The sequence below is a fragment of the Magnetococcales bacterium genome, assembly GCA_015231755.1.
Taxonomy (GTDB): domain Bacteria; phylum Pseudomonadota; class Magnetococcia; order Magnetococcales; family Magnetaquicoccaceae; genus Magnetaquiglobus.
In genome coordinates, this window is sequence record JADGAZ010000007.1 from 1 (window position 1) to 23534 (window position 23534).

19 protein-coding genes are annotated in these 23534 nt (G+C 60.1%); 8 read left to right on the top strand and 11 right to left on the bottom strand.

The window, feature by feature from the left end:
• The first annotated feature begins 165 nt into the window (after window positions 1-165).
• Entirely contained in the window at window positions 166-798 is a 633-nt protein-coding gene (locus HQL98_06065) for a hypothetical protein (GenBank protein ID MBF0271606.1), read from the top strand.
• On the opposite strand, the gene HQL98_06070 is transcribed toward HQL98_06065, so the two are convergent.
• The 4 genes from HQL98_06070 to HQL98_06085 form a co-directional block, all read right to left on the bottom strand.
• On the bottom strand, window positions 750-1595 hold the full coding sequence (locus HQL98_06070) for a 3'-5' exonuclease (protein MBF0271607.1): 846 nt from the start codon (window positions 1593-1595) through the stop codon (window positions 750-752). The two genes, HQL98_06065 and HQL98_06070, sit on opposite strands and share 49 nt — an antisense overlap.
• A 426-nt stretch (window positions 1596-2021) precedes the next feature.
• Window positions 2022-4157, bottom strand: a complete 2136-nt coding sequence (gene feoB, locus HQL98_06075) for a ferrous iron transport protein B (GenBank protein MBF0271608.1) — start codon at window positions 4155-4157, stop codon at window positions 2022-2024.
• A gap of 34 nt (window positions 4158-4191) precedes the next feature.
• The gene (locus HQL98_06080) at window positions 4192-4461 is read right to left on the bottom strand and encodes a ferrous iron transport protein A (GenBank protein MBF0271609.1); all 270 of its coding nucleotides are present in this window, start codon (window positions 4459-4461) and stop codon (window positions 4192-4194) included.
• Between the two features lie 176 nt (window positions 4462-4637).
• Complete coding sequence (locus tag HQL98_06085; GenBank protein MBF0271610.1) at window positions 4638-6335, bottom strand: GGDEF domain-containing protein; 1698 nt, start codon at window positions 6333-6335, stop codon at window positions 4638-4640.
• Between the two features lie 484 nt (window positions 6336-6819).
• Between HQL98_06085 and clpB the strand changes: the two genes are divergently transcribed.
• From clpB to HQL98_06100, 3 genes are all read left to right on the top strand, one after another.
• Complete coding sequence (gene clpB, locus HQL98_06090) at window positions 6820-9399, top strand: ATP-dependent chaperone ClpB (GenBank protein ID MBF0271611.1); 2580 nt, start codon at window positions 6820-6822, stop codon at window positions 9397-9399.
• A 222-nt stretch (window positions 9400-9621) separates the two neighbouring features.
• Complete coding sequence (locus HQL98_06095; protein ID MBF0271612.1) at window positions 9622-10893, top strand: ATP-binding protein; 1272 nt, start codon at window positions 9622-9624, stop codon at window positions 10891-10893.
• A gap of 5 nt (window positions 10894-10898) precedes the next feature.
• Window positions 10899-11597, top strand: a complete 699-nt coding sequence (locus HQL98_06100) for a hypothetical protein (GenBank protein MBF0271613.1) — start codon at window positions 10899-10901, stop codon at window positions 11595-11597.
• Window positions 11598-11659: 62 nt separating this feature from the next.
• Here HQL98_06100 and HQL98_06105 read toward each other — a convergent pair whose 3' ends face one another.
• The 7 genes from HQL98_06105 to HQL98_06135 form a co-directional block, all read right to left on the bottom strand.
• Window positions 11660-12274 (bottom strand): DedA family protein, encoded by a 615-nt coding sequence (locus HQL98_06105; protein ID MBF0271614.1) that lies wholly within the window; start codon window positions 12272-12274, stop codon window positions 11660-11662.
• 61 nt (window positions 12275-12335) lie between these two features.
• Entirely contained in the window at window positions 12336-13238 is a 903-nt protein-coding gene (locus HQL98_06110; protein MBF0271615.1) for a phosphate ABC transporter substrate-binding protein, read from the bottom strand.
• Window positions 13239-13264: 26 nt separating this feature from the next.
• The gene (locus tag HQL98_06115; GenBank protein ID MBF0271616.1) at window positions 13265-15490 is read right to left on the bottom strand and encodes an AAA family ATPase; all 2226 of its coding nucleotides are present in this window, start codon (window positions 15488-15490) and stop codon (window positions 13265-13267) included.
• Window positions 15487-15690, bottom strand: coding sequence for a hypothetical protein (locus tag HQL98_06120; GenBank protein MBF0271617.1), 204 nt, complete (start codon window positions 15688-15690; stop codon window positions 15487-15489). Before HQL98_06120 ends, HQL98_06115 begins: the two co-directional genes overlap by 4 nt.
• Before the next feature lie 110 nt (window positions 15691-15800).
• Window positions 15801-16940 (bottom strand): hypothetical protein, encoded by a 1140-nt coding sequence (locus HQL98_06125; protein MBF0271618.1) that lies wholly within the window; start codon window positions 16938-16940, stop codon window positions 15801-15803.
• The gene (locus tag HQL98_06130) at window positions 16937-18121 is read right to left on the bottom strand and encodes an MFS transporter (protein ID MBF0271619.1); all 1185 of its coding nucleotides are present in this window, start codon (window positions 18119-18121) and stop codon (window positions 16937-16939) included. Before HQL98_06130 ends, HQL98_06125 begins: the two co-directional genes overlap by 4 nt.
• Window positions 18118-18546, bottom strand: a complete 429-nt coding sequence (locus tag HQL98_06135) for a DUF2782 domain-containing protein (protein ID MBF0271620.1) — start codon at window positions 18544-18546, stop codon at window positions 18118-18120. Before HQL98_06135 ends, HQL98_06130 begins: the two co-directional genes overlap by 4 nt.
• Here HQL98_06135 and polA point away from each other — a divergent pair.
• The 4 genes from polA to HQL98_06155 all read left to right on the top strand — a co-directional run bounded on the left by polA (window position 18545) and on the right by HQL98_06155 (window position 23520).
• Entirely contained in the window at window positions 18545-21448 is a 2904-nt protein-coding gene (gene polA, locus HQL98_06140; GenBank protein ID MBF0271621.1) for a DNA polymerase I, read from the top strand. The genes HQL98_06135 and polA overlap by 2 nt on opposite strands.
• 161 nt (window positions 21449-21609) lie before the next feature.
• The gene (locus tag HQL98_06145; GenBank protein MBF0271622.1) at window positions 21610-22389 is read left to right on the top strand and encodes a TIGR04255 family protein; all 780 of its coding nucleotides are present in this window, start codon (window positions 21610-21612) and stop codon (window positions 22387-22389) included.
• Window positions 22386-23057, top strand: coding sequence for a hypothetical protein (locus tag HQL98_06150; protein ID MBF0271623.1), 672 nt, complete (start codon window positions 22386-22388; stop codon window positions 23055-23057). Before HQL98_06145 ends, HQL98_06150 begins: the two co-directional genes overlap by 4 nt.
• A 97-nt stretch (window positions 23058-23154) precedes the next feature.
• Complete coding sequence (locus tag HQL98_06155) at window positions 23155-23520, top strand: hypothetical protein (GenBank protein MBF0271624.1); 366 nt, start codon at window positions 23155-23157, stop codon at window positions 23518-23520.
• Window positions 23521-23534 lie beyond the last annotated feature (14 nt).

The following is a 23534-nucleotide window of genomic DNA, read 5'->3' on the forward strand; positions in this document are numbered from 1 at the left end:
TTCGTGATGGAACGGGGGGTGCCGCATATCGAAATGGCAGGTATCCATTATCGGGATCGTTTGCTGCGGCTGGAAAAATTGGTGTGGAGGCATGAGTTTGGACATTACATAGATTATTGGCTTGATGGCTTCACGGAGGGTCCGATCAGCTTTCGGGATGGGGGTATGCGTCGTGCGGTGGTCATGGAGGGGCGGGCCATCGGGATGCGGGCTGGTCTGTTGGGATCCGGGGAGGGGCGCAGGCGCACGGTATTGGCCACCAACCGGGTTTTGTACGGGTTGCGTGAGGTTTGGCGGGGGTTGGCGCCTCAGGCCCGTTCGGGTTGGATGGATGGGGAGTTGCGGGGGTTCGGGTTGACGTTGAATCAGGTGGAGGGGGCTTTGGAGGTGGATTTGGGGTATCGGGGATTTGAGGAGGATCCGGAGCGTTTGTTGATGTTGTTGGTCGCGTTGCGGCGCCGGGATGCTTTTTTATTCGGGGAGCAGGTTTTGGAGTGGGGGCGGCGGCGTCATCAGGAGATGGGAATGGCGTTGATTGTGGCGGATTTGTTTGGGGCGTTGACGGGCAACGTGGTGGGGCGTGGTCATTCGGAGGGCTATTATCGGGACTCTCCGGCGCGGCGCGGGGGGGAGGCTTTTGCCAATGGTTTGGTTTTGTTGGGGGATGGCAATTTGTTTTGGAGTCGGGTGTTGATGGTTTTGGCTCCCCGTTTTGCCGGACGGTTGATGGCGGTGTTGCGTGGGGCGGGTCAGGCTCCCCCGGAGCAGGCGGAGAGGTGTTCCCAGGCGTTCAGGTAATCCAGCAGGTGGGGTTTGACGACCGCTTCGCGGGTGATCATGTCCCGGGCGCGTTGTTGTTCGGTTTGGTAGTCGTCCGGGGAGATGAGGCCGGCGAAGTGGGCCATGCGCAGCCAGACCAGATAGGTTGTTATCGCATCTCTTTCATTGTAGGCGATGATTTTATCCAATTGGCCATCGAGCCACATTTGGGGCACGTCGTCACCGGAGGCATCCATTTTTCCCGGGATGCCGGAGAGGACTGCCAGTTCGTGGAGGGACGGGGAGCCTTGGCCCCAGCCGGGGGCGGCGAAATCTTTCAAGTCGATGTGCCAGTCGCCGCCTTTGGCGAAGTAGTCCACGCCTTCCCAGGGTTTGGCGGGGCGGCGGGCGAAGCCGGGGGCTTGGATGCCCAGGCAGATGCCCCGTTGGGTGAGGATGCGCAGGTCTGCCGCCATGGAGTTGTAGCCCACCAATTGGGGGTGGCGTTCGCCGATGGCGGAGAGGAATTTCTGGATGATCTCTTTTTCGCTGGTTGGGGTTTGGGGATCTCGGGGCAGGGAGAGCAGCGACAGGGTGACCCGGCCATCCGAGTGGAGGTGGCGTTGGACGGCGGCGATGGAGACCATGCGGCACAGGATGGTTTTGAGGTACGGTTGGGGGTTTTCTTCCGTGGCGCCTCCGTTTTTCCACATGGTTTGCATGACTTCGTGGTCCGGGGTTTCTTCCGGCAGGTTATGCAGCAGGCGTCCGGCTTTGGGATCCGGGATCCATTCCGCGTCGAAGGCCCAGACCAATTTATGGATATTTTTGAACATGGGATGGGTGGGTCCGGAGGCGGGAGGGATGGGGTTATGGGGGTGGGAGTGATCATAGCGGAACCCGTTCGGGGTTGTCATGTGCTTTTTTGACTATTGAAAAAAAAGAGAGGGTCTGGGAGATGAATCTCCCAGACCCTCTCTTTTTTTTCAATGGTTGGAACAGAAATTGGAGCGGATTGGAAGCCTTACCTTACCGATTGTCTGGGTCGCTGACCATCTTGATCGGAATGACCTTCGGGCTGGATTCCTGACAGGAACCCTTCCGCTGATCCCCGGATGAAGAACAACCTTCCCCTCCCCCACATCCGCCACAACCGGAATCCGCCCCCGCCGACCGGGAAAACATCCGCTTTAGCCGCCTCAACATGTAAACCACACACCCCATCCCGATCAAAGTCAAAAGAACCGCATCCCAGGTGGCGTTCATGACAACCATCGACCCACAGTCACAATCCCAAACGCCAAACTCCAGGCAATCCCCAACGAAAACACCACCGAGAATCCAGCCCAATGCCATCCCCCCGCCTCACGCCGAATGGCGGCAACCGTGGCCAGACAAGGAGAATACAACAACGTGAACACCATGAACGCAAACGCAACCCGAGGCGGCATCGAACTGGAAAGCATCTTCTTGAGAGAGGCCGATTCCTCGGCTTTTTCCCGCTCCTCCGAATACAAAACCGCATAACTGGCCACCACCACCTCCTTGGCCATCAAACCGGTCAGAATCGCCACCGTATCCCGCCAGGTCAACTCCAACGGCGCAAACATCGGAGCCGCCGCCCGGGCGATCCGCCCCAGATGACTGTTGGACAATGCCTCCTGATCCCGCTGACGGGTCAACTGGGTGATGGCCTCCTGACGGGCCGGAGTCTCCGGAGTGGCCTGCAACCGCTCGATCTGACCCGCATAGTCCTGACTCCAGACGATCTCCTTGGGAAATTCTTTCAGAAACCATAACACTATGGAACCAATCAAGATTACACCAGCGATCTTGTTGAGGAAGTTCAAAGCGTTGTCCCACATGTGCCAAGTCAACGCCTTCAGGGTGGGCATGCGGTAAGGTGGCAACTCCATGATGAAACTCTCCGGCGCCCCCCGTGGCAACAGACGGTTGAGCAGCAAAGATCCTATCAACGCCATGGCCATGCTGATCAAATACATCAAAAAAACCATGCTGGCCGCATGCTCGCTGAAAAAAGCCCCGGCAAACAGGATGAATACCGGCAACCGGGCCGCGCACAACATGAAGGGATTGACCAAAATGGCGATCAATCGGGCACGGGGAGTCTCGATGGTACGGGTGGCCATCACCGCCGGAACATTGCACCCGAAACCGATCACCAAGGGAATCAACGCCTTGCCGTGCAACCCGAAGGTATGCATCAGCCGGTCCATCAGAAACGAAGCCCGGGTCAAATAACCGGTCTCGCTGAACATGGCCATGAAGAAAAATAAAATGACGATGTTGGGCAGAAAAACGATGGTGCCTCCAACCCCGGCGATCACCCCTTCCACCACCAGATCATGCACCATTCCCGTGGGCAGCCATCCCCCCACCATCTCCTTGACCCACCCCACACCCGCCTCGATCCAACCCATGGGATACTCCCCCAGGGTGAAGGTGGTCTGGAACATCAACCACAAGAAAACAAAAAACAAGGGCATCCCCAACAGCGGATGCAGCAACAACCCGTCGAGACGGGCCGTCCGGTCCGGAAGCGGCTCCCCGACAACCCCGGAACGGTCCACCACGGTGGTGATCAGTGTGTGGACATGAGCGTACCGGGCATCGGCGAACAACATTTCACACTCACCGCCATGCTCGGCAGCCAGCGCATCCCGCTCCTGCTGGATCATCTCCAGCAACGAGGCATGATCCCCTTCGCGACGCAACAAGGCGTCATCCCCCTCCAGTAGCTTGATGGCCAGCCAGCGGACCTGATGCGGGGTCATGCGATCCGGATGAAATTGACGGATCTGCGCGCTCACCCGCTCCACCGCGGCCACCAGATGGTCGTCATAGTCGATGACCACCGGCTCCGGGGTCTGTTCGCTGCGGGACATTTCCAACAACGTGGCGCGCAACCGGTCCAATCCCTGACCCGTCACCCCGTTGACCTTGATCACCGGTCCCCCCAGATGACGGGATAACGCTTCGGCGTCGATCGACCACTGCTTGCGCTCCGCCTCGTCGATCATGTTGAGCACAAACACCATGCGCCGTCCCATCTCCACCAACTGGGTGGTCAGGTAAAGCGCACGCTCCAGATTGCCCGAATCCAACACATTCACCCAGATGGAAGCCCGTTCGTCGTGAATGTAATCCCGGGCGCCACTCTCTTCCGGGGTTTGGGTGGTCAGGGCGTACAGACCCGGCAGATCCGCCAGACGGAAGGTCACCCCCTCGTAATCGAAAGTGCGCTCCCGTACCGAAACCGTCACCCGGGGATAGTTGCCCACCGGATCGTTGCTGCGACAAAGACGATTGAAAATCGTCGTCTTGCCGCTGTTGGGATTGCCGATGAGGCCAACGGTTACGGTTGGTTCGGAAGTCATGCCGGGGGCGCCTTGCTTTTTGATGTGGAGTGATTCAGACCGCGGAAACCAGAATGTTTCTGGCGTCGTCGTTGCGCAGAGAAAGACGGTATCCCAGCAGGGTATAAATGCGGGGATCCCCCAGAGGGGCCTTGGTCTCCAAAGCGATCTCGTTGCCCCGCACCACCCCCAAAGCCATGAGACGCCTCTTGGCGATGGCATCCCCGATGAGACCTTCGATCCGGGCGGATCGGCCTGCGGGCAATTCGGCCAGGGTGATGGATTTTTTTTCGGTGGCTGGAACGGCGGGCGTGGAATGATCCATGGAAGATCTCCGAAGGGCGACGGTTGAAAGGTGCTTTAAGAGTCCGGATTCATAATGTAAATGAAAAGCACTCTCATTGTCAAGCGGGAACCCGGTGTCAACGATGGGTTTATTGCCTGGGAATCGACGGGGTGTGCTGGATGTGACGCGGGGTTTTTGATCCGGTCTTTGTGAATTCATCCGACGCGATCGGTAAATGAATGTCTATTTTCAAGATCAGGGTGATAAACGGAAGCATTGTTTTTGCCGCTGCGTTTGACTTCATACAAGGCCAGATCGGCTTTGCGCAACAATTCATTGGGATCCATGTCGTGGAGGGGATAAAGCGCCACGCCAATACTGCAACCGATACGGCAGGATTGGTCGGATATTATGAATTCCTGTCCCATGGCGTGAATAATTTTGCGTGCAACCACCAATACATCTTCTTCGTGGGCGAAGCCGACCAGAAGAACGCAGAATTCGTCTCCCCCCAGTCGGGCGACCCGATCCGACTCCCGCACGCACTCCACGATCCGTTGACAGGATTGAATCAACAAGGCATCCCCGGTCTGGTGTCCGAAGGTGTCGTTCACCTGCTTGAACCCGTCCAGATCGATGAACAACACCGCGCACAGCCGATTTTCCCGACGGCCCCGCACCACTTCCCGACGACACTCTTCCAGGAAGGCCCGTCGGTTGAGCACGCCGGTGAGGGGATCGTACCGGGCCATTTTGGACAGATCCGACTCCAGGTGGTGGCGTTCCACGATGCCGGCCAGGGTATTGGCGGTGGCGTGCAGAAATTCCGCTTCTTCTTCGGGCAGGATGCGACCGTCCGGCACGAAAAGGTTGAGCACGCCCAGCAGACGCTTGCGGGACAGAATGGGCAGGATATGGTGTCCATGGGGCTTGATGCCCGGAAACCGGCTCTCGTGGCGATGATCGAGTTGGGTGGTGAACAGCATCTGTTGGGTTTCGGCCACCCGCCCGCACAGACAGTGGCCCAGCGGAATGCTTCGGCAGTTTTCCACCAATGCCGGGGGCAGTTTGACCTGGGCGGCCAGATACAGATGATTTCCGGAGTCGTGCATCAGAAAAATCGCCCCTTTGGTTTCGACGGTCAACCAGGGCACGGCCAGGATGGTCTCCAGGGCCGAGGTGAGCATTTGCGTCAAGGTGATGGGGGTCAGGGACATTTCCAGCAAAGAGGAGATGGCCATGCGGGAAGTCAGCGCCCGTTGATTGCGTTCGTCGATTTGCCAGCGGGTCCGCACCTCCCGCATGGCCAGGATGCCGGAGGCGATTTGTTCCGTCACTTTGGTCAGATAGTGGACTTCCCCCTCCCGGAACGCCTGTTCCCGGTCGGCGTAAAGATTCAATACCGCGATCACCTGGTCGCCATCCATCACCGGCAGCGCCACGGAAGAGATCAATCCCATCTCGATCAGTCGCGCTTTCCAGGGGTGGAGGGTGGGATCGGAGGGAATGGAGGGGCAGACCTGTGGAACTCGGGTCCGCACCGCCCGACCGGTGGGACCGTGACCGATTTCCACCCGTTCCGACCAACTGACCTGCAACCCCTGAACATAATGGTTACCCGCTCCCGCCCAGGCCACCGGTTCCACGCGGCGGGCCTCATCGCGGTGGGGCACCCCGATCCAGGCCAGACGATATCCCCCCTTGCGCACCACATGATTGCAGAAATGTCGAAACAGATCGGTCTCCGAGGTCGCCTGACTCAACGCCTGGGTGCAGCCGGTCACGGCATGCACGATGCGTTGGGCGCGTTTGAGTTCGTCTTCATGGCGTTGGAGTTGTTTTTTTAATTTATGAATCCGGTGTATCGCATGATGGTTGCACGGACACGGATTTTTCTTTTTGGAGGATTTCATGTTTCGTTTCCAACGATGGCGATTGAATTATAAAATTTGTTTGTCTATAAATGGATTTTGTCATGACTTTGTTTGATCTGTTGGCCATGTTTCAAACAGTTTGATCTGTTGGTTTTGTAAAACTCAATTATGTTCTAAGAATGAGGATGCTGGCAACTGTAAAACGGAGTGCCTGTTTGTCAGCATTATGATGACACGGGCAGGATTGCACGCTTTGTTTTGCATGGAAACCGGAGATTTGTTCTTGTGAATCTTTACAGGATTGGCTGTTGGACTGGTGGATCCGGCAGGATTTCTCAAAAAGAATGGGGAGATGATGATATGGGTTGGTTGTCGAATTTTCGCTCCGGTTAAGGGATGTCCGCTGGTGGCTGAGGTCAAATTGTGGGGGTGCCCTTGTGACCTGGGGGCATCGTGCCTATCTCATTCATCACAAGAACCTCTCTTTCCCCCGGTTTGACCCGAACCACAAGGATCCAAGACCATGCAACAGGAACGTTTGACCACCAAATCCCAGGAGGCCTTGCAACATGCCATCGGTCTGGCGGCGGGCAAACGTCATCAGCGTTTGGAGCCTGAGCATCTCCTGACCGCGTTGCTGGAACAGCGGGATGGCATGATCCGTCCGATTCTGGAGAAACTGGGAGTGCCTTTGGTCCGGCTTGCCGAGGAGCTGAACCGGCTGCTGGAGCGGATTCCCCGGGTGGAGGGGGCGGGGGCGGATCAGGTGTTGTTTTCCCGGCGCATGCAGGCGTTGTGGGCCGATTCGGACCGGCTCGCCCGGGAGATGCGGGATGCCTATGTCTCCACGGAACATTTTTTGTTGGCCATGGCCGAGGAGAAGGAGGGGGATCTGGCGCCGCTGCTCAAGCGTCTCGGGGTGACGGGGGAGGCGTTGCGGCGCACCTTGAGCGAGGTCACCGGCAATCGGCGGGTCACCTCCGCCGATCCGGAGAGCGGCTTTCAGGCGTTGGAAAAATACGGTCGCGATCTCACCGAATTGGCCCGTCGGGGTGAGCTGGATCCGGTGATCGGGCGCGACGACGAAATCCGGCGGGCGATTCAGGTGTTGTCCCGCCGCACCAAGAACAATCCGGTGCTCATCGGCGAAGCCGGGGTGGGCAAGACCGCGATTGTCGAGGGATTGGCGTTGCGGGTGGTGCGGGGCGACGTGCCGGAATCCCTCAAGGGGGTGCGTTTTGTCGGATTGGACATGGGCGCGTTGATCGCCGGCGCCAAGTATCGGGGAGAGTTCGAGGAGCGGCTCAAGGCGGTGTTGAACGAGGTGCGGGAGGCCAATGGTCGGGTGGTGCTGTTCATCGACGAAATGCATACCCTGGTGGGCGCGGGACGCACCGAGGGGGCCATGGACGCCTCCAATCTGCTCAAGCCCGCCCTGGCCCGGGGGGATTTGCACTGCGTGGGGGCCACCACCCTGGACGAATACCGCAAACATGTGGAAAAGGATCCGGCTTTGGCCCGTCGTTTTCAGCCGGTGATGGTGGGGGAACCCAGCGTGGAGGATGCGGTTTCGATTTTGCGGGGTCTCAAGGAGCGTTACGAGTTGCACCACGGGGTGCGCATCACCGACGGGGCCATCGTGGCGGCGGTGACCCTTTCCGACCGGTACATCACCGAGCGTTTTCTGCCGGACAAGGCCATCGATCTGGTGGACGAGGCGGCGGCCCGCATTCGCATGGAGATCACCTCCAAGCCCCAGACCATCGATGAACTGGATCGGCGCATTTTGCAACTGGAGATCGAGCGTTCCGCCTTGTCCAAGGAGACGGATCCGGTCTCCCGGGAGCGTCTGGCGCAACTGGAACGGGATTTGGCCAACGACAAGGAGCGTTCCGCCGGTCTCACTTTGCGCTGGCAGCAGGAGAAATCCCAGATCGACGCCGGACGCCGATTGAAAGAGACTCTGGAAAAATCCCGTCAGGAGTTGGAAGAGGCGGAACAGCGGGGGGATTTGAACCGGGCCGGGGAGCTGAAATACGGGGTGATTCCGGATTTGCAGCGGCGCATGCTCGAATCCGCCGCCGCCACCCCGGAGCGGGATCGGCTGTTGCGGGAAGAGGTGGGGGAAGAGGAGGTGGCCGCCGTGCTGGCCCGCTGGACCGGCATTCCGGTGGCCCGCATGCTGGAAGGGGAGCGGGACAAGCTGTTGGCCATGGAGTCCCGGCTCGCCAAACGGGTGGTGGGTCAGGAGGAGGCGTTGTCCGCGGTTTCCCGGGCGGTGCGGCGGGGACGGGCCGGCTTGGGAGATCCCAATCGTCCCATGGGTTCGTTTTTGTTTCTCGGCCCCACCGGGGTGGGCAAAACCGAACTCACCAAGGCGTTGGCGGATTTTCTGTTCGACGACGATCGGGCCATGACCCGGCTGGATATGTCCGAATATATGGAAAAACACTCCGTGGCCCGCCTGATCGGCGCCCCTCCCGGTTATGTGGGGTTCGAGGATGGGGGACAGTTGACCGAGGCAGTGCGGCGGCGTCCCTACGGGGTGGTACTCCTTGACGAGATCGAAAAAGCCCATCCGGATGTGTTCAACGTGCTGTTGCAGATCCTCGACGACGGACGGCTCACCGATTCCCAGGGACGGGTGGTCAATTTCAAGAATTCGGTGATCATCCTTACCTCCAACATCGGTTCCGCCCATCTGGTCGCCACCCAGGAACAGACCCCGGAGCTGACCCGTGCCCGGGTGATGGCGGAATTGCGGCAGGCCTTCAAGCCGGAATTCCTCAATCGTCTCGACGAGATCATCTTTTTTCACCGCCTGGAGGCCGGACAGATGGAATCGGTGGTGGAGATCCAACTGGATCGGATCCGTCAGGTTCTGGCCCGGCAGCGCATCACCCTGGAGTTGACCCCTGCGGCCCGGCAGTGGTTCGCCCGGGAGGGATTCGATCCCCACTACGGCGCCCGGCCTTTGAAACGGCTCATGCAGCGCCACTTGCAGGATCCTTTGGCCGAGGCGCTGCTGGCGGGAAAATGCCGTCCCGGCCAGACCGTCACCGCCGATGCCGACGCCAACGGGGTGAAATGGGACATGGGGTGAATCTCTCCCCTTTTGTCACTTGGACCGTTATGATAAGATGGTGGTCAACCTATCGAAATCATTGAAAGAAAAGAAGGGGTCTGGGGGATTCGTCCCCCAGGGGTTTGCCTTTGATTCTTTAAGAAAAAATGAATCCTTTTCAGGGATTGAAACCCTGGGGGATGAATCCCCCAGACCCCCTTTTCTTTTTTAATAGTAGATCTTTCACAGCGGATCGTTTGAATGCTTATCGAATTCAGCGTCACCAACTACCTCTCCTTTTGCGAACGCCAGACCCTGAGCATGGCGGCCAGCAGTCAGTATCGGGAAAATCCGGAAAACACCTTCGCTCCCGGTCTGCCCCGCATGCCCAAGTTGCTCAAATCCACCGTGATCTACGGTCCCAACGCCTCGGGCAAGAGCAACCTGATCCGGGCCGCGTTGTTCATGTGGGATTTTGTGCTCAACTCCTCCAAGGGTCAGGAGGGGGACATCATCGATGTGCATCCTTTTTTGCTCAACAACAAAAACATGCAGGCTCCCAGCGTCTTCGAGATGATCTTCATCGAAGACGAGATTCGTTATCAATACGGCTTTGCCGTCACCCGGGAACGGGTCACCCACGAATGGCTCATCGCCTATCCCAGCGGACGCCCCCAACGCTGGTTTGAACGCTATCTGGACGCGGAATCCGGCAAGGAGGTGTGGAACCTCCACAAGAAATACATGCCCGGCAACCGGGAGGTGTGGCGGGATGCCACCCGCAAGAACGCCTTGTTTCTTTCCACCGCCATCCAGCTCAACAGCGCGTCGTTGCGTCCGGTGTTCGACTGGTTCGACAAACGGTTGCGGGTGTTCCGTCCCCATCTGGAGGTGAGCAAGGAGTTTTCCGCCTCGTTGTGCAAGGATGCGGAAGGATGCCTGAAAGTGTTGAAATTCCTCAATCAAGCCGACATGGACATCGAGGGGATCCGTCTGGAAAGCCGGTCGGTGGGGGATCTGGGCATGGAGGATCTTCCTCCGGAGGTGCGGGCCGCGCTGCAAAAAGAGATGTCCAGCACCATCGTCACCGAAGTGCGCTTTGAACGCTCCATGGCCGACACCGGCAAGCCGGTGCTGCTCCCCTGGGAGGCGGAGTCCAGAGGCACGCAGAAACTGTTCGCTTTGGCTTGGCCCTGGATGAACATTCTGGGACAGGGACGTGTGTTGTTCATGGACGAAATGGATACCAGCCTGCACCATCATCTGGTGAAATTTCTGTTCGGCCTGATGCACGATGTCAACACCAACCAGCATCGGGCCCAACTGATCAGCACCACCCACGACACCGCTTTGATGGATCCCGGGGCGTTCCGTCGGGATCAATTCTGGATGATGGAAAAAAGCGGGGATCGGTGCAGCGAACTGTATCCAATCTCCGATTTCGACATCGAACAGGGTGAGCCGTTGCAACGTCGTTATCTGGAAGGCAATTTCGGAGCCATTCCGACCTTCAAAAGGTTCAAGGAGTTGTGAGCGTCTTGCCCAAGGAAGGGATCACCCGTGGCAACGCCTCCCGGATCCGGGAGCGGGCCGGACCCACGCTGGAGCGGGCCACTCCCCGCCGTCCTCCCCACGATCATCATCTGTTGTTGGCCCCCGAGGCGGCCCTGGGTTATCTGGGCGCTCTGATCCTCGCTTTGGGCCTGGAAAAAAAGATTACCCTCGCCCCGTTGCCCCCCATGGCGCTGTGGCTGAAAACCTGCCGGGAGCAGATCCGCCGTTTTGGACCCTTCATGCGGATCGATTGCCTGTTGGAGTGGGATGGAACGGATGCGGATGGCCTTCAGGAGGGCTGGGAAGCGTTCCGGGAGGAGCTTGGCGCCGCCACCGGAGTCCGGCCCCGGCTGGTTTGCTGTCGTCCGGTGTTCGAGTTGTGGATTCTGCTGCATTTTGAATCCCCGGGTCCGGAGTGGGACCACGGGGAGTGGGTGCGGGAACGGGTACGGCAATGCCTGGAGACCCTGCCGGATTCCGGATCCGCCTCGCTGTGGGTTCGCACCGCTCCCCGGTTGGGTCTGGCGGTGCGACGGTCCAGGGAGATGGCCCGTGTGCGTGTCGCCGGTGGTTCCGGGGATGACCGACTGCCAGCCGTGCCCGGTACCCATCTGCACGAATGGATCTGCGGTTGGTACCGCATCGCCCGCTGTGATCTGCCCGCGGGCGACGGCGCGTCTTAGAGCCGATCCGGCCTGAACGCGCCGCCATCCGTCTTGGCGGGTGGATCTTCGTCGAAATCAGATCAATTCCCGTTGGCTTCCGGGGCGGGGTCCACGGCCTGGGGGGACTCTCCCTGGCCCTGCTGGAAAAAACGCCGCCGGACCCACAGCCCGATGAACAGCAGACCGATTCCGGTGAAGAAATAGATCTGGTAGTGCTTGATCTTGTCCAGAAAAGCCTCCATGGCGTGTCCGAAGATGAATCCGCCATAGGCAAAGCTGATGGCCCAGACGATGGCGGCCAGGGCGTTGAGGATCACGAAGCGCAACGTGCGGATTTCGCTGGCCCCCAGGGCGAACGGGGTGACGTTGCGCACGCCGTAGACAAAACGGAATCCCAGAATGAACCAGGTGTCGAAGCGTTGCAGCAGATCCATCACCCGATCCGTGCGCCGTTTCCAGCTTTCGCTGCTGGTGCGTTTGACCAGCAGATGTCCCCAGCGGCGACCGATGAAAAAATAGAGTTGATCCCCGCAATAGGTGCCGGCAAACGACGACAGGATCACCATATTCAGGTCCAGCAATCCGGTCTTGGCCATGTATCCGGCCACCAGCACCATGGTTTCTCCTTCCAGGAAGGTGCCGACAAACAAGACGATGTAACCGTATTCGCGCAAAAAAGCTTCCAGCGTTTCCATCATGCGGTATCCGTTCCTTGTGACGTGATGGGAGGGTATGGGAGGACAGAGGGTGGCGGTTTCAAGGGGGCGGCGTGTAGCCGTTGCGGGTCAGGATCTCCTGGCCCGGGGCGCTGACGATCCACTCCAGGAATTTTTTGATTTCTCCTTGAGGTTCCCCCAGGGTGTACAGATACAAGGACCGGGACAAAGGATAGGTATGGTCCAGGGTGGAGGCGGCGGTGGGGGGCACGCAGGGGGCGTCGGTTTCGTGGAGTTTGGAGACGCACAGGGTCTTGACCGCGTTGGTGACGAAGGCCATGCCCGAATAGCCGATGGCGCAGGGCATTTGCGCCACCATGTTCACCACCCCTTCGGAGGCGTCCAGGCTGAACAATTGCGGATCGAACTGTTCGTTTTTGTTGAGGATGGTCTGCCGGAAGAACATGTAGGTGCCGGAGTTGTTCTTGCGGCTGATGGGTTGGATCTTTTGATCCGGACAGCCGGGAATGCGGACGCCGAGGGAACTCCAGGAGAGCAGGGGATTGCCTTTGCTGTAGATTTCGGTCAGTTGCGGCAGCGACAGCCCGTTGATGGGATTGGAGGGGTGGACCACGATCGAAACCGCATCCTGGGCCACCACGTGGGCGACCGGGATGGCGTGGGCATGTTTTTTGGCGAACAGTTGCAGCTCCCGCTCCCGCAACTGACGGCTGACGGAGGCGATCTCCACATGGCCGTTGAGCAGGGCGGCGACGCCGTTGCCCGATCCTCCCCCCGTCACCTCGATGCGGACATGGGGTTCCCGCTCCTGATAGAGCCGCACCCACTCCTTGAGCACCTTGGACAGGGTGTCGGATCCTTTGATGCGGATCTGGGCATGGGGGGTGGAGCCTGAGGATTCGGAGGCCACCAGCAAACCCGGCAGCAGGATCACGCACAGCAGGAAGGTGGCAAAAAGCGTCGAGGGAGCTTTGGTTTTCATGGTTGATCCCACCTGCCCTGTCAGTGTCAGGAGTGCGGTTGATCCGGAGTACACGGGATGTGACGGGAGGTGGCCAACAATTCCGCCTCCATTTCCGGTGCCGCGACCCAGACCTGGGTGAGCGGGCCATCGAGGGCCAGGAGCGCTTCCAGGGATTCCCGTCCCCGTTGGCGGTCCGAATAGGCCAAAGGCTCGTCCAGGGCGATGAACCGGGCCGATTGGGAGCCGGAGCGGGCGGTGAGAGCCTGACACAGGGCCAGACGCAGAGCCAGATTCACCTGGCGACGCACCCCGGTGGACAGCGCGGTCATGGGGATCGGGTCGTTTTGGGTGGCGGAGCCGATCTCTCCGTTGAGGGCGTCATCCAGGCGCGGCGTGTGATAACGTCCCTGGGTGACCACAGGCACCAGTTGGGCCATCACCCGGTTCAACTCCGCCACGAACAGGGTGTGCAGCTCTCCTTCCGCCCCCTGGAGCAGCTTTCTGGCCAGGTCGCGGATGCCGATGGCGTGCCGATCCTGGTGATTTTCCGTTTCGCGGGCCGCCAGTTCGGCGTTCAGTCGGGACCGTTCCCGTCGTCTGGCCAGTTCGTGGGCCACTTCGGTGGCCACCCGGGTTGCCTGGGCCTGACGTGCGTTTTGCTCCTTTTCGGCCTCCAGGATCCGGGTGGCGATCCGTTCCCGCAGGTCATTCTGTCCATCCAGGAAGATTTGCAACTGTTCGGACAGGGGGTTCAGCTCCCCGGCCAGCAGGGTTTCGTCCATCAGGGGGGCACCCGCTTCCCGGGTCCAGCGGTTCAGGTCGTGGCGCCAGGGGGTGTTCTCCAGGGCGAGCAGTTGTTCCACCTGTTTTTTCAAAGGCTGGCTGGCAGCCTCGGGGATGGTGTCGATGGTGTGCCACGCCGTGGCCGCCTGGAGATCCTGTTGCGCCTTGTCCGCCATGGCCCCGCGGATGCGCATTCCGGCGAACCAGCGGGCGAGCAGATTCCACACCAGGAGCAACGAAAACAGTTCGGCGGTGTATACCAGCAACAGATTCGGCGCCCGATTCAAAAACGGCAGGGCGTTGGACAACAGAGGGGACAGCCAAGCGGGTAGCCGATCGTGCAGGATATGCTGCCACACCACCAGGGTGGCAAACCAACTGGCGAGACTCAACAGCAAAAACAAGGTGATGCGCCGACCCCGCAGGGCGCGCCGATCCCTGGCCCGCTGTTCCTTGTCCGTCAGTTCGGCCCGTTCCCGGGGGAGCGTGGGGGGATCGTCGGGATTCGGCGGGGCCGCCCCCAGCCAGCGCAACAGCCGATCCCGTTCCTCCTGGACCGTGGCCAGGATTTTTTCCAGACCCTCCAGCCGGGCCACCCAGCCCGCGTGCCATTGGCGCAACAAGGTGGCGGGGGGATCGATTGGACCCAAATGGTTCTCCAGACCCAGGGTTTCGATCTCCCGGAGTCCGTCATCCAGTCGGGCGCAATGGTTTTTCCACTCCGGCAGGCCGATGGCGGCGGGAGTCTGGATCAAGGGGGTGCAGGCGGACTCGATACGTTGTCCCGCCTGGACGATTCCCGCTTCCAGCCCGGACCACCGGGCGATGGTGGCGTTGGCGGTGGCGACCTGGGCACAGGCCTGCTGGTGTTTTTCTTCCAGCCGGGCCCGGGTCGATTCCTGGATGTTCAAGGTGACCAACGCGCTCCGCAGGGCCGCCTGTTGGTTTTGACGGGCTTCGATCTGTTGGGCGAGGGTTTGGCTTTCGGCGTCGAGGGAGGCTTCCAGCGCTTCGAGCCGGCTCACACCCGACAACGCCTTGATCGTGCCGCCGGGACGGCCATGGCGTCCCTGGGCCTGATAGAGGGTGTCCAGGTATTCGGAAAAATCACAGCCGATGAGGGGGCTCATGGCCCAGTCCACCGCTTCGACCCCCGAGGCCAAAAGCTTGCCGTCACGGGTGAGGGTGGCCTGATGGTTGCCCTGGCGGTCGAGTTGACGTCGCAGGGTGTGCGGAATCCGGTCCGGACCGATGAAGTCCAGGGTGACCGAACCCTGATCCGCTCCCCAGCGGATCGCCTTGGGAAGATCGGCGCCGGACAACTGGACCGTGCGTCCGAACAGGGCCAGACAGAGGGTTTCCAGAATGGCCGACTTGCCGGATTCGTTCGGGCCGGTGATGAGAATGCCACCGCGCTCGGGCAGATCGTCGAGATTCAGATGCTCGAAGCGCAGAATGTTTTCGGATTGGAGCCGCCGGATGATCATGCGGATGTCTCCCCAGGAGAGCGGGTGGTGTTCAGGCGGTTGAGCAGCAGTTCCGTGGCTTCCCGGAGTCTGGCGGCCTCGATGGAGCCTGTGGGATTGGGAAAGATTTCCAGCGCCTTGCGGCAGTGGGCTTCGAGAATGAACAACGGATCCTGGACGCGGAATGTGGCGCCGTTTGCGGACGGTTCAGGGAGGGACATCGGTTCACCTCGTGGCGGGCCGGGGGTCGTGAAGACGCAAAGAGGCTTGGATTGGAGATTCCGGGATCCATCTTATTCGTTTTGCGGTTCCGGGTAAACCCGGCATCTCACTAGATGAGGCGGATCGGCTGAAAACCGTTGCCCGGTTCGCGGAAATTGGTCACCTGACCCCGGTAGACCCGGGCCGCGACCCCTAAAATCCGATCCCGGTAGACAAACAGGCGTATATCGGTTTTCAAGGGGGTGCCCTGGGGGTCCACCACGGTGAGGGAGGGGGGCACGTGACGTTGCACCAGGGTGGCGGCGGGGTCGAGGGAGTCGAAGCGGGCGCGGCTGATCTTGTCCCCCAGCAGCACTCCCCGTCCTCCGAATCCCTGGCAGGGTTTGAAGACCCAGCGTGCCCGCTCTTTCCAGACCTGGTTGCGGTCCCGTTGGTGGAGAAAGCGGGTTTCCGGCACGATGGAGGCGATGAAGGCCGCCTCTTCCGGGGAACATCCCAACCCGACCAGGGCCGCGGGATCCGACCAGACCACCAAGTGGCGTTTGTCCGCCAGCAGACCGTAGAGGCGGGGATTGGGGGTGAGGCAGACGGTACGGTTGAGCCAGGCGGCTTTCAGACCCGCGAGGGGTGGGCTTTCCAGGTAGAAATCGCAGTGGCGGTTGTAGATCAGATCCACCCGGTTTCCGGCGTGGAATACCCCGTCGGCGTTCATTTCCAGTTTGGACGGATCGAGAATGGCGCAGGGGCTACCGGCGGCGGTGAGCAGGGTGGCGCAGGCGACCATCTCCGGATACAGGAACTGGGCTTCCGGTTGGGCGTCCAGGATCACGATGCGCCGGGGTCTGGCCGCAGGATCGCCGCTGAAGCGGGCCATCTCTTCCCAAAAGGTTTCCAGCAGTCGGGTCTGATGGGGATCTTCGAGGTCGAAGATCTCCGGGGGAAAGGTCGGACCCGGGGGGAAACAGGGATTCTGGGCGCAATGGGCCATGAGGGCGCCACCGGCATTGGTGTTGACCTCGATCAGGCGCGGTCCATCCGGGGTGAGATGAAAATCATAGCCCATCATCACCGCCTCGTGACCCGGATCGAACCGGGCGGTATCCGGGGTGTCCGGCAGGAGGCGGGGATGGTTCAGGGCCAGTCGGCGCAGGGCGCGGGTCAGCCGGATCATGTGGCGCAGATCCCGGCGGCGGATGGTGGCGTGGGGGCGGAGGGGATCCGGCTGCCAGGAAAGGGGGCTTGGGGTCATGGAGCGGTCTCCGGTCGGGCGGCGAGCAGGTTGGCGGCGCGCTGGGAGGCCAGGGTGCCGATGAGGGCGGCGAGTGCCAGAGTCAGGAACATGGCTGCGTGACCGAACCGTTGAAAGATCACCCCGGAGAGGGCCATGCCCAGTCCACCCCCCATGCCATAGGAGAGGGCCGAAAGCCATCCCTGGGCCGTGGCCCTGGCCCGGGGCGGGGCGAAGTCGTGAACCCGGCGCACCGAGGAGACGTGAAAGGTGCCGAAGGTGAATCCGTGCAGCAGTTGGGCGCAGGCCAGCAGGATGATTTCCGTGGTGGTGGCGTACAGGGTCCAGCGGATCGTGGCCACCAGCAGAGAGAAGGTGAGCAGACGCGCCACTCCGAAGCGGGCCAGAATGGCCTGGGAGCGGTTCATCAGCAGCACTTCCGCCAACACGCCCACGGCCCACAGCAAGCCGATGGTGGTGCGGTTGAAGTCGTGTTGCTGCAGATGGAGGGACATGAAACCATAATAGCCCCCATGGGAGAACTGCATCATGGCGGCGCTGAAATAAAACCAGCGGACATCGTGGCGGGCGAACAGGGTGGTGAGGGGGATGCGTTCTCCCCGGGGAACCGGCATGCGGGGCATGCCGGTGGCGCACAGCACCGTGGCGCCCAGCAGCAAGGCGATGACCACCGGCACGACTTCCAGTCCCACCCGGTCGCTTAAGGGCCCCACCCCCAGGGAACACAGAATGAATCCCCAGGATCCCCACAGGCGCAACTGGCCATAGTCCCAACGGTGCGCCACCGCCAGTTCCATGGCGGTGGCGTCGGTCAGGGCCAAAGGCCCGGTATGAAAGATGCTGTAGACCACGGTGACCGCCAGAATCCACAGGGGTCCGGAATCCACAAAGAACAGACAGAAGGATCCCAAGGCGCCGACGCAGGTGGCCAGGATCACCGTGTTCCGGGAGCCCCGATCCGCCCATGCGGCCCACAGGGGCGGGGCGGGAATGCGGATCCATTGGGACAGGGCCGTCAACAGACCGATGGACTGGGCGCCGTATCCCAGACTGGCCAGATGCAAGGGCCAATAGGGAATCCACACCCCCACCACCGCGAAGTAGCAGGCGTAGAATCCGGCGATGGGCCAGCGGGACGGAGTGGTCAACGGAAGGCGGATGGGCCGGGCCGATGGGGTCAATAGCGGAACAGTACCCAGTGGGGGACGGCGATTTTGAGTTCGTAGCCGTTGGAGCGGGACTCGAACAGTCCATCCCCGTCGGTGTCGATGAGGTAGTAGGTCGGACCGTTGACCGGAATCACCTGGATCTGATAAATGGCCCCATGGGTCATGAATTCCCGTACCTGATTGCCCTGGGCGTCTTCGTATTTGCGGATGACGGTTTCGTGACCCGGATGGTCCGGATCCAGATTTTCCCGCAGTTCCGAAACCAACGGTCCTTTGGTGGGGATCGGCTGGGGGTCTCCCCGGTAGGTTTCGGCGGCCAGGGCGTTCTGGGCGGTCAGAAGCAGCAGCGCCAGCAGCGTGGAACACATCACCCGGTCGCGGCGGTCGCGGAGACGGGTTGGACCTTGGGCAACAAGAGAGGGTGATTGGGACTTCATGACGACTCCCCGGCTGTTTCTGATGGATGGCTCCGGATTTTTGTACCGGGCGTTTTATGGCGTCAGGCCCCTTGCCAGACGCGACGGTTTTCCGACCAACGCCATTTTCGGCTTCTTGAAGATGATTCGCAAGGTGGTGCATGAACACAAGCCGGAATACCTGGCGATGGTGTTCGACGCGGGGGGGCCGGTTTTCCGTCATGGACTCTACCCCGAATACAAGGCCACCCGCCACGCCATGCCGGATGATCTGCGGGCGCAGATTCCGGTGATCCGACGGCTGGTGGCGGCTTGGAACATGCCGATCTTCGAGCAGATCGGCCACGAGGCCGATGATCTGATCGCCACTCTGGCCCGTTTGGGGGAGCGGGCGGGATGGGAGGTGGTGATCGTCACCGGGGACAAGGATCTCTCCCAGATGGTGTCGGAGCGGATCCGGATTTTCGATCCGGGCAAGGAGCGCTGGATCGGTCCGGCGGAGGTGGAAGAGCAATGGGGCGTGCCGGTCTCCCATCTCACCCAGGCCATGGCGCTGATCGGCGACACTTCGGACAACATTCCCGGCGTGGCGGGGGTGGGCATCAAGACCGCGGCCAAGCTGATCCGCCAGTTCGGCGACCTGGAAAATCTGCTGGCCCATGCGGATCGGCTCACCCAGCCGGCCTTGCGCAAGAACCTGATGGATCCGGAAACCGTGCGGCTGGCGCGGCTGTCGTTGCAACTGGTGACCGTGGATGACGGGATGGAACTGCCCTTCGATCCCGAGGCGTTGCGGCGTGGCATGCCGGATCTGGAGGCGTTGCGGGCGCTGTTGACCGAAATGGAGTTCGTCTCCGAATTGCGGGATCTGGAACGCAGTCTGCCGGCGACCCCGGCAGCCTCTTCCCGGGGGATGTCGGCTGCGACTCCTCCATCCCCTGGGGAATCCCTTTTGCCCGGCACGTCGGAATCCCCTGGGGAAGCCCTTCTGCCCGACACGTCGGAATCCCCTGAGGAAGCCCTTCTGCCCGGCACGTCGGAATCCTCGGCCCCGACCTTGGAATCCTCCCCCGAATCCCCTGCCGGGGAGGGGATGGAGGCGTCCGCGCCGTTTTCTTATCGGGCGGTGACCGACGAGGCGGGCTGGACCGCGTTTTTGACCGTCTTGCGGGGTCTGGGGGCTTTCGCCCTGGATACCGAAACCACCGGGCTGGATCCGGCGTTGGCGGAGCTGGTGGGGTTGTCGTTTTCCTGGCAAGGCGGGGAGGGGTATTACATTCCGGTGGGGCATCGGCCCGAAACCTTGCCGGAGGGGCGGCAGTTGGACCGGGAGCGGGTGCTGGCGGACCTTGGGCCCATCCTGGAAGACCCCGGGGTGAAGAAGAGCGGTCAGAATTTACGGTTTGAATATGCCATGTTGCGTCGCTACGGCATTACCCTGGCCGGGATCGATCGGGATACTTTGTTGATTTCCGGTCTGTTGCACGGCGCGGGGCGGCGGCACAATCTGGATGCTCTGGCGTTGGCGGAGTTGGGGCGTCAGACCATCACCTTCAAGGAGGTGGCGGGGGTGGGCAAGAAGCAGGTCACCTTTGATCGGGTGGCTTTGGCCCAGGCGGTGCCTTATGCCTGCGAGGACGCGGAGATCGCTTGGCTGCTGGCGGAAAAGATGGCTCCGCAACTGGCGGCGATCCCTGCGATGGAGCGGTTGTACCGGACCATCGAGCTGCCGTTGATGCCGGTGCTTGGCGAGATGGAGCTGGCCGGCACCCTGGTGGATCGGGGGGCGTTGGGGGTGCTGACCGAGGATTTCACCCGGCGGCGGGAGGTGTTGACCGCCCGCATTCACGAGCTGGCCGGAGAGGTGTTCAACATCAACTCCACCCAGCAGTTGGGGGAGATTCTGTTCGGTCGCATGGGCATCAAGGGGGGCAAGCGCACCAAGACCGGGTTTTCCACCGATGTGGAGGTGTTGACCCGTCTGGCCGAAGCGGGGCACGAACTGCCGGAACAGGTGCTGGAGTACCGTTCCCTCACCAAGCTGCAATCCACCTACACCGACGCCTTGGCCGAACGCATCGATCCGGCCAGCGGACGGATTCACACCCGTTTCAATCAGGCCGCCACCCTGACCGGACGGTTGTCCTCCTCGGATCCCAATTTGCAGAACATTCCCGTGCGCCGTCCCGAAGGCAAGGCGATCCGCGCCGCCTTTGTCGCCCCTCCCGGATGTGTCTTGCTTTCCGCCGACTACAGCCAGATCGAGTTGCGCTTGCTGGCCCACATGGGGGACATTCCCCGTCTGAAGCGCGCCTTCGATCAGGGTCTGGACATCCACGCCGCCACCGCCGCCGAGCTGTTCGGAGGCGATCCGGCCCAGGTGGATCCGGAGTCCCGCCGTCTGGCCAAGACCATCAATTTTGGCTTGATCTACGGCATGAGTCCGTATGGATTGGCCAAGCGGCTCAAGATTCCGGTGGGGGAGGCTTTTGCCTACATGGATTTGTATTTCCAGCGTTACGACGGGGTCAAGGCCCACATGGAACGCACCATCCGTTTTGCCCGGGAGCATGGTTATGTCGAGACCCTGGGGGGACGCCGCTGTTTCGTCGCCGACATCGACCACACCAACCGCACCCTGCGGGAGTTGGCGGAACGCACCGCCATCAACGCCCCCCTGCAAGGCTCCGCCGCCGACCTGATCAAGCTGGCCATGATCCGCCTGCACCACGCCTTGCGCCGGGAGTCCCTGGCCAGCCGCCTGATCCTCCAGGTACACGACGAACTGGTCCTCGAAGTGCCTGAAACCGAACTGGAACAGGCCCAATCCCTGACCCGGGAAGCCATGGAACAGGCCCTGTCCCTGTCGGTGCCGCTGCGGGTGGATATGGGGGTGGGGAGGAACTGGGCGGAGGCGCATTGAGGGGGGGTGGTTCGCGGGGCGTATGGGGCTGAACGGTTGGTTTTTTGGTCCGGAGCCGGTTTCTGGCTTGGCCAATCGGAGAGATTGTGATTAACTTTCGGACGAAGAATACCGATTGAATCCCATGATGGTCAGGGTACCCATGTATAGGAGATGATCGGATGTCACGGAACGCACCACTGAAAGAGATGGTCCTTGGGGTGGCTTTTGATCCTGTGAAGGATTTCAAATCTGTACATTATGGCTTGTTTTGGAATCGAATCCGGGAGAAGTTCCCCTTGTGTCAGGATGCGCCACCTTTGGCGCCTTCCGGTCGTGATGGATCAGTGTCCATCCATTTGACCCCTGTTTCGTTGCCGCGTGTGTGGTATATCAATCAGGCTGAGGACCGTTTGCTTCAGATTCAAGCGGATCGTTTTCTCGTCAACTGGAGAAAAAATGAACGCTCCGAGGTTTATGTCGGGTACGAAGCCTGTTTGGGATGGTTTCTGGAAGATTGGAATCTTTTTCAGCAATGGCTGGTTGAGGAAGGATTGGGTGAGGTCAAGTTGCAGCAGTTGGAGTTGAGTTATATCAATCAGGTTTCTCGTGAAGAGATGGATCGGGAAATGCGGCGTCTGGGAGATGTTTTCCCTGTGGTTCGTTTGTCCGACTGGCCTGTGGAATCCGCCTTGCCTGTGCCGGAGAATTTTGCCTGTCAGTTCAGGATCGTTGCACCGGATCGTTCAGGAGAGATGTTGATCAAATTGGCAACAGCGGTCAGGCATGTCGATCAAATGCCACTGATTCAAGTTTCTTTTCATGTGACTGTGCCCATTGTTGGCACGGATCCTGATTTGTTGAAGGAACAGTTTGATGCGGCGCACCATTGGATCAATTTTGCTTTCAAGAAAATGATTTCTGATTCGGCGCGCGAGACGATTTGGGAAAGGCACTCATGAAACCTTCAAAAATGCTTGAGCATGCCATCGAGCAACCTTGTCCCCTTGAAGGCTTCTTCCTGGATTCTTGTTCTTTTAAATACAGGGAAGAACAAACGGATAAGGTTGATCGGGTTGTTCGTGGTATCAAGAATGGTCATGATGTCTGGGATGATCAGACTTGGGGACAGAACACTGTTGGAAAGCTTGAAAAGCAGGTTGAAACCACGACTCCTCTTGCCGAGCGTGATCGGGTTGTCTTGCCAGAAGATCGTGTTCGTCGAATCATTGATGACGCCTCCCGCGATGCCTCGTTGCCATTCAAGGAGGATCTGATTGCGGATTTGAATTATTTGTTGGAACCGGATCCCATGGATGAGGGGATACCGTTTTCTCCCGAAGCTTTGCAATTGTTTTTGGATTTTATGAGGCGGGCGGATTGGTTGAATGAACCACCCCGCTTGACGGCCGGGGTCAATGGTGGTTTGTGTGCCGGGTGGCAGAGATCCAAGAGTCATTACCTTTTTGTTTATTTTATGCGGATCGGGGACATACAGTATATTGTCAAGCATCCGGATGCAGCGTATCAATCGGATCGACTCGCCAGTTCGTTGGACAGGGAGCAAAAAATGGCCCCATTATCTGCGGCCTTCAAGCTGTTTTGTTCGGGTGGTGCGCATGCCTCCTGAGAAGCTGTCTCTCTTGAGGGGGCAGGAGAAATTGCTCCGTTACTGTAGAAGAAAATTTGTTCCCAGAGGTGAGGAGCGGGCAAGTCCGGGGGCGTTCATGCTGCAACCGACGGATCAAGGATTTCTTTCGACCAATTGGTTGGGGAAATATTCGGATCGTTCGGAGAGAGAGCAAGTTGCTTCGTGCGCGCGCGATTATTATGGGAAGGTGCCGATTGATTTCGATGAGAAAGAAAGAAAACGGCTGCGATTTGCCGTAATTCCGGTCGGCAAGACCACGGAGGCATTCTTGGCGCATGATTCTTTGCGCCTTGAGTTGGAGGCGTGGCATCTGCGACACGCGGTTGATCCTTCCTACGCTGGGTTGCTCGGTTTCCCCGAGGGGTTGCCCGAAGAGAACCTGGAGGCTGCGGCAAGGCTTTTGTGGGAGCAAACCGAAGAACACTACCCCGGAAATCTGTAACCCGCGACCCCCAT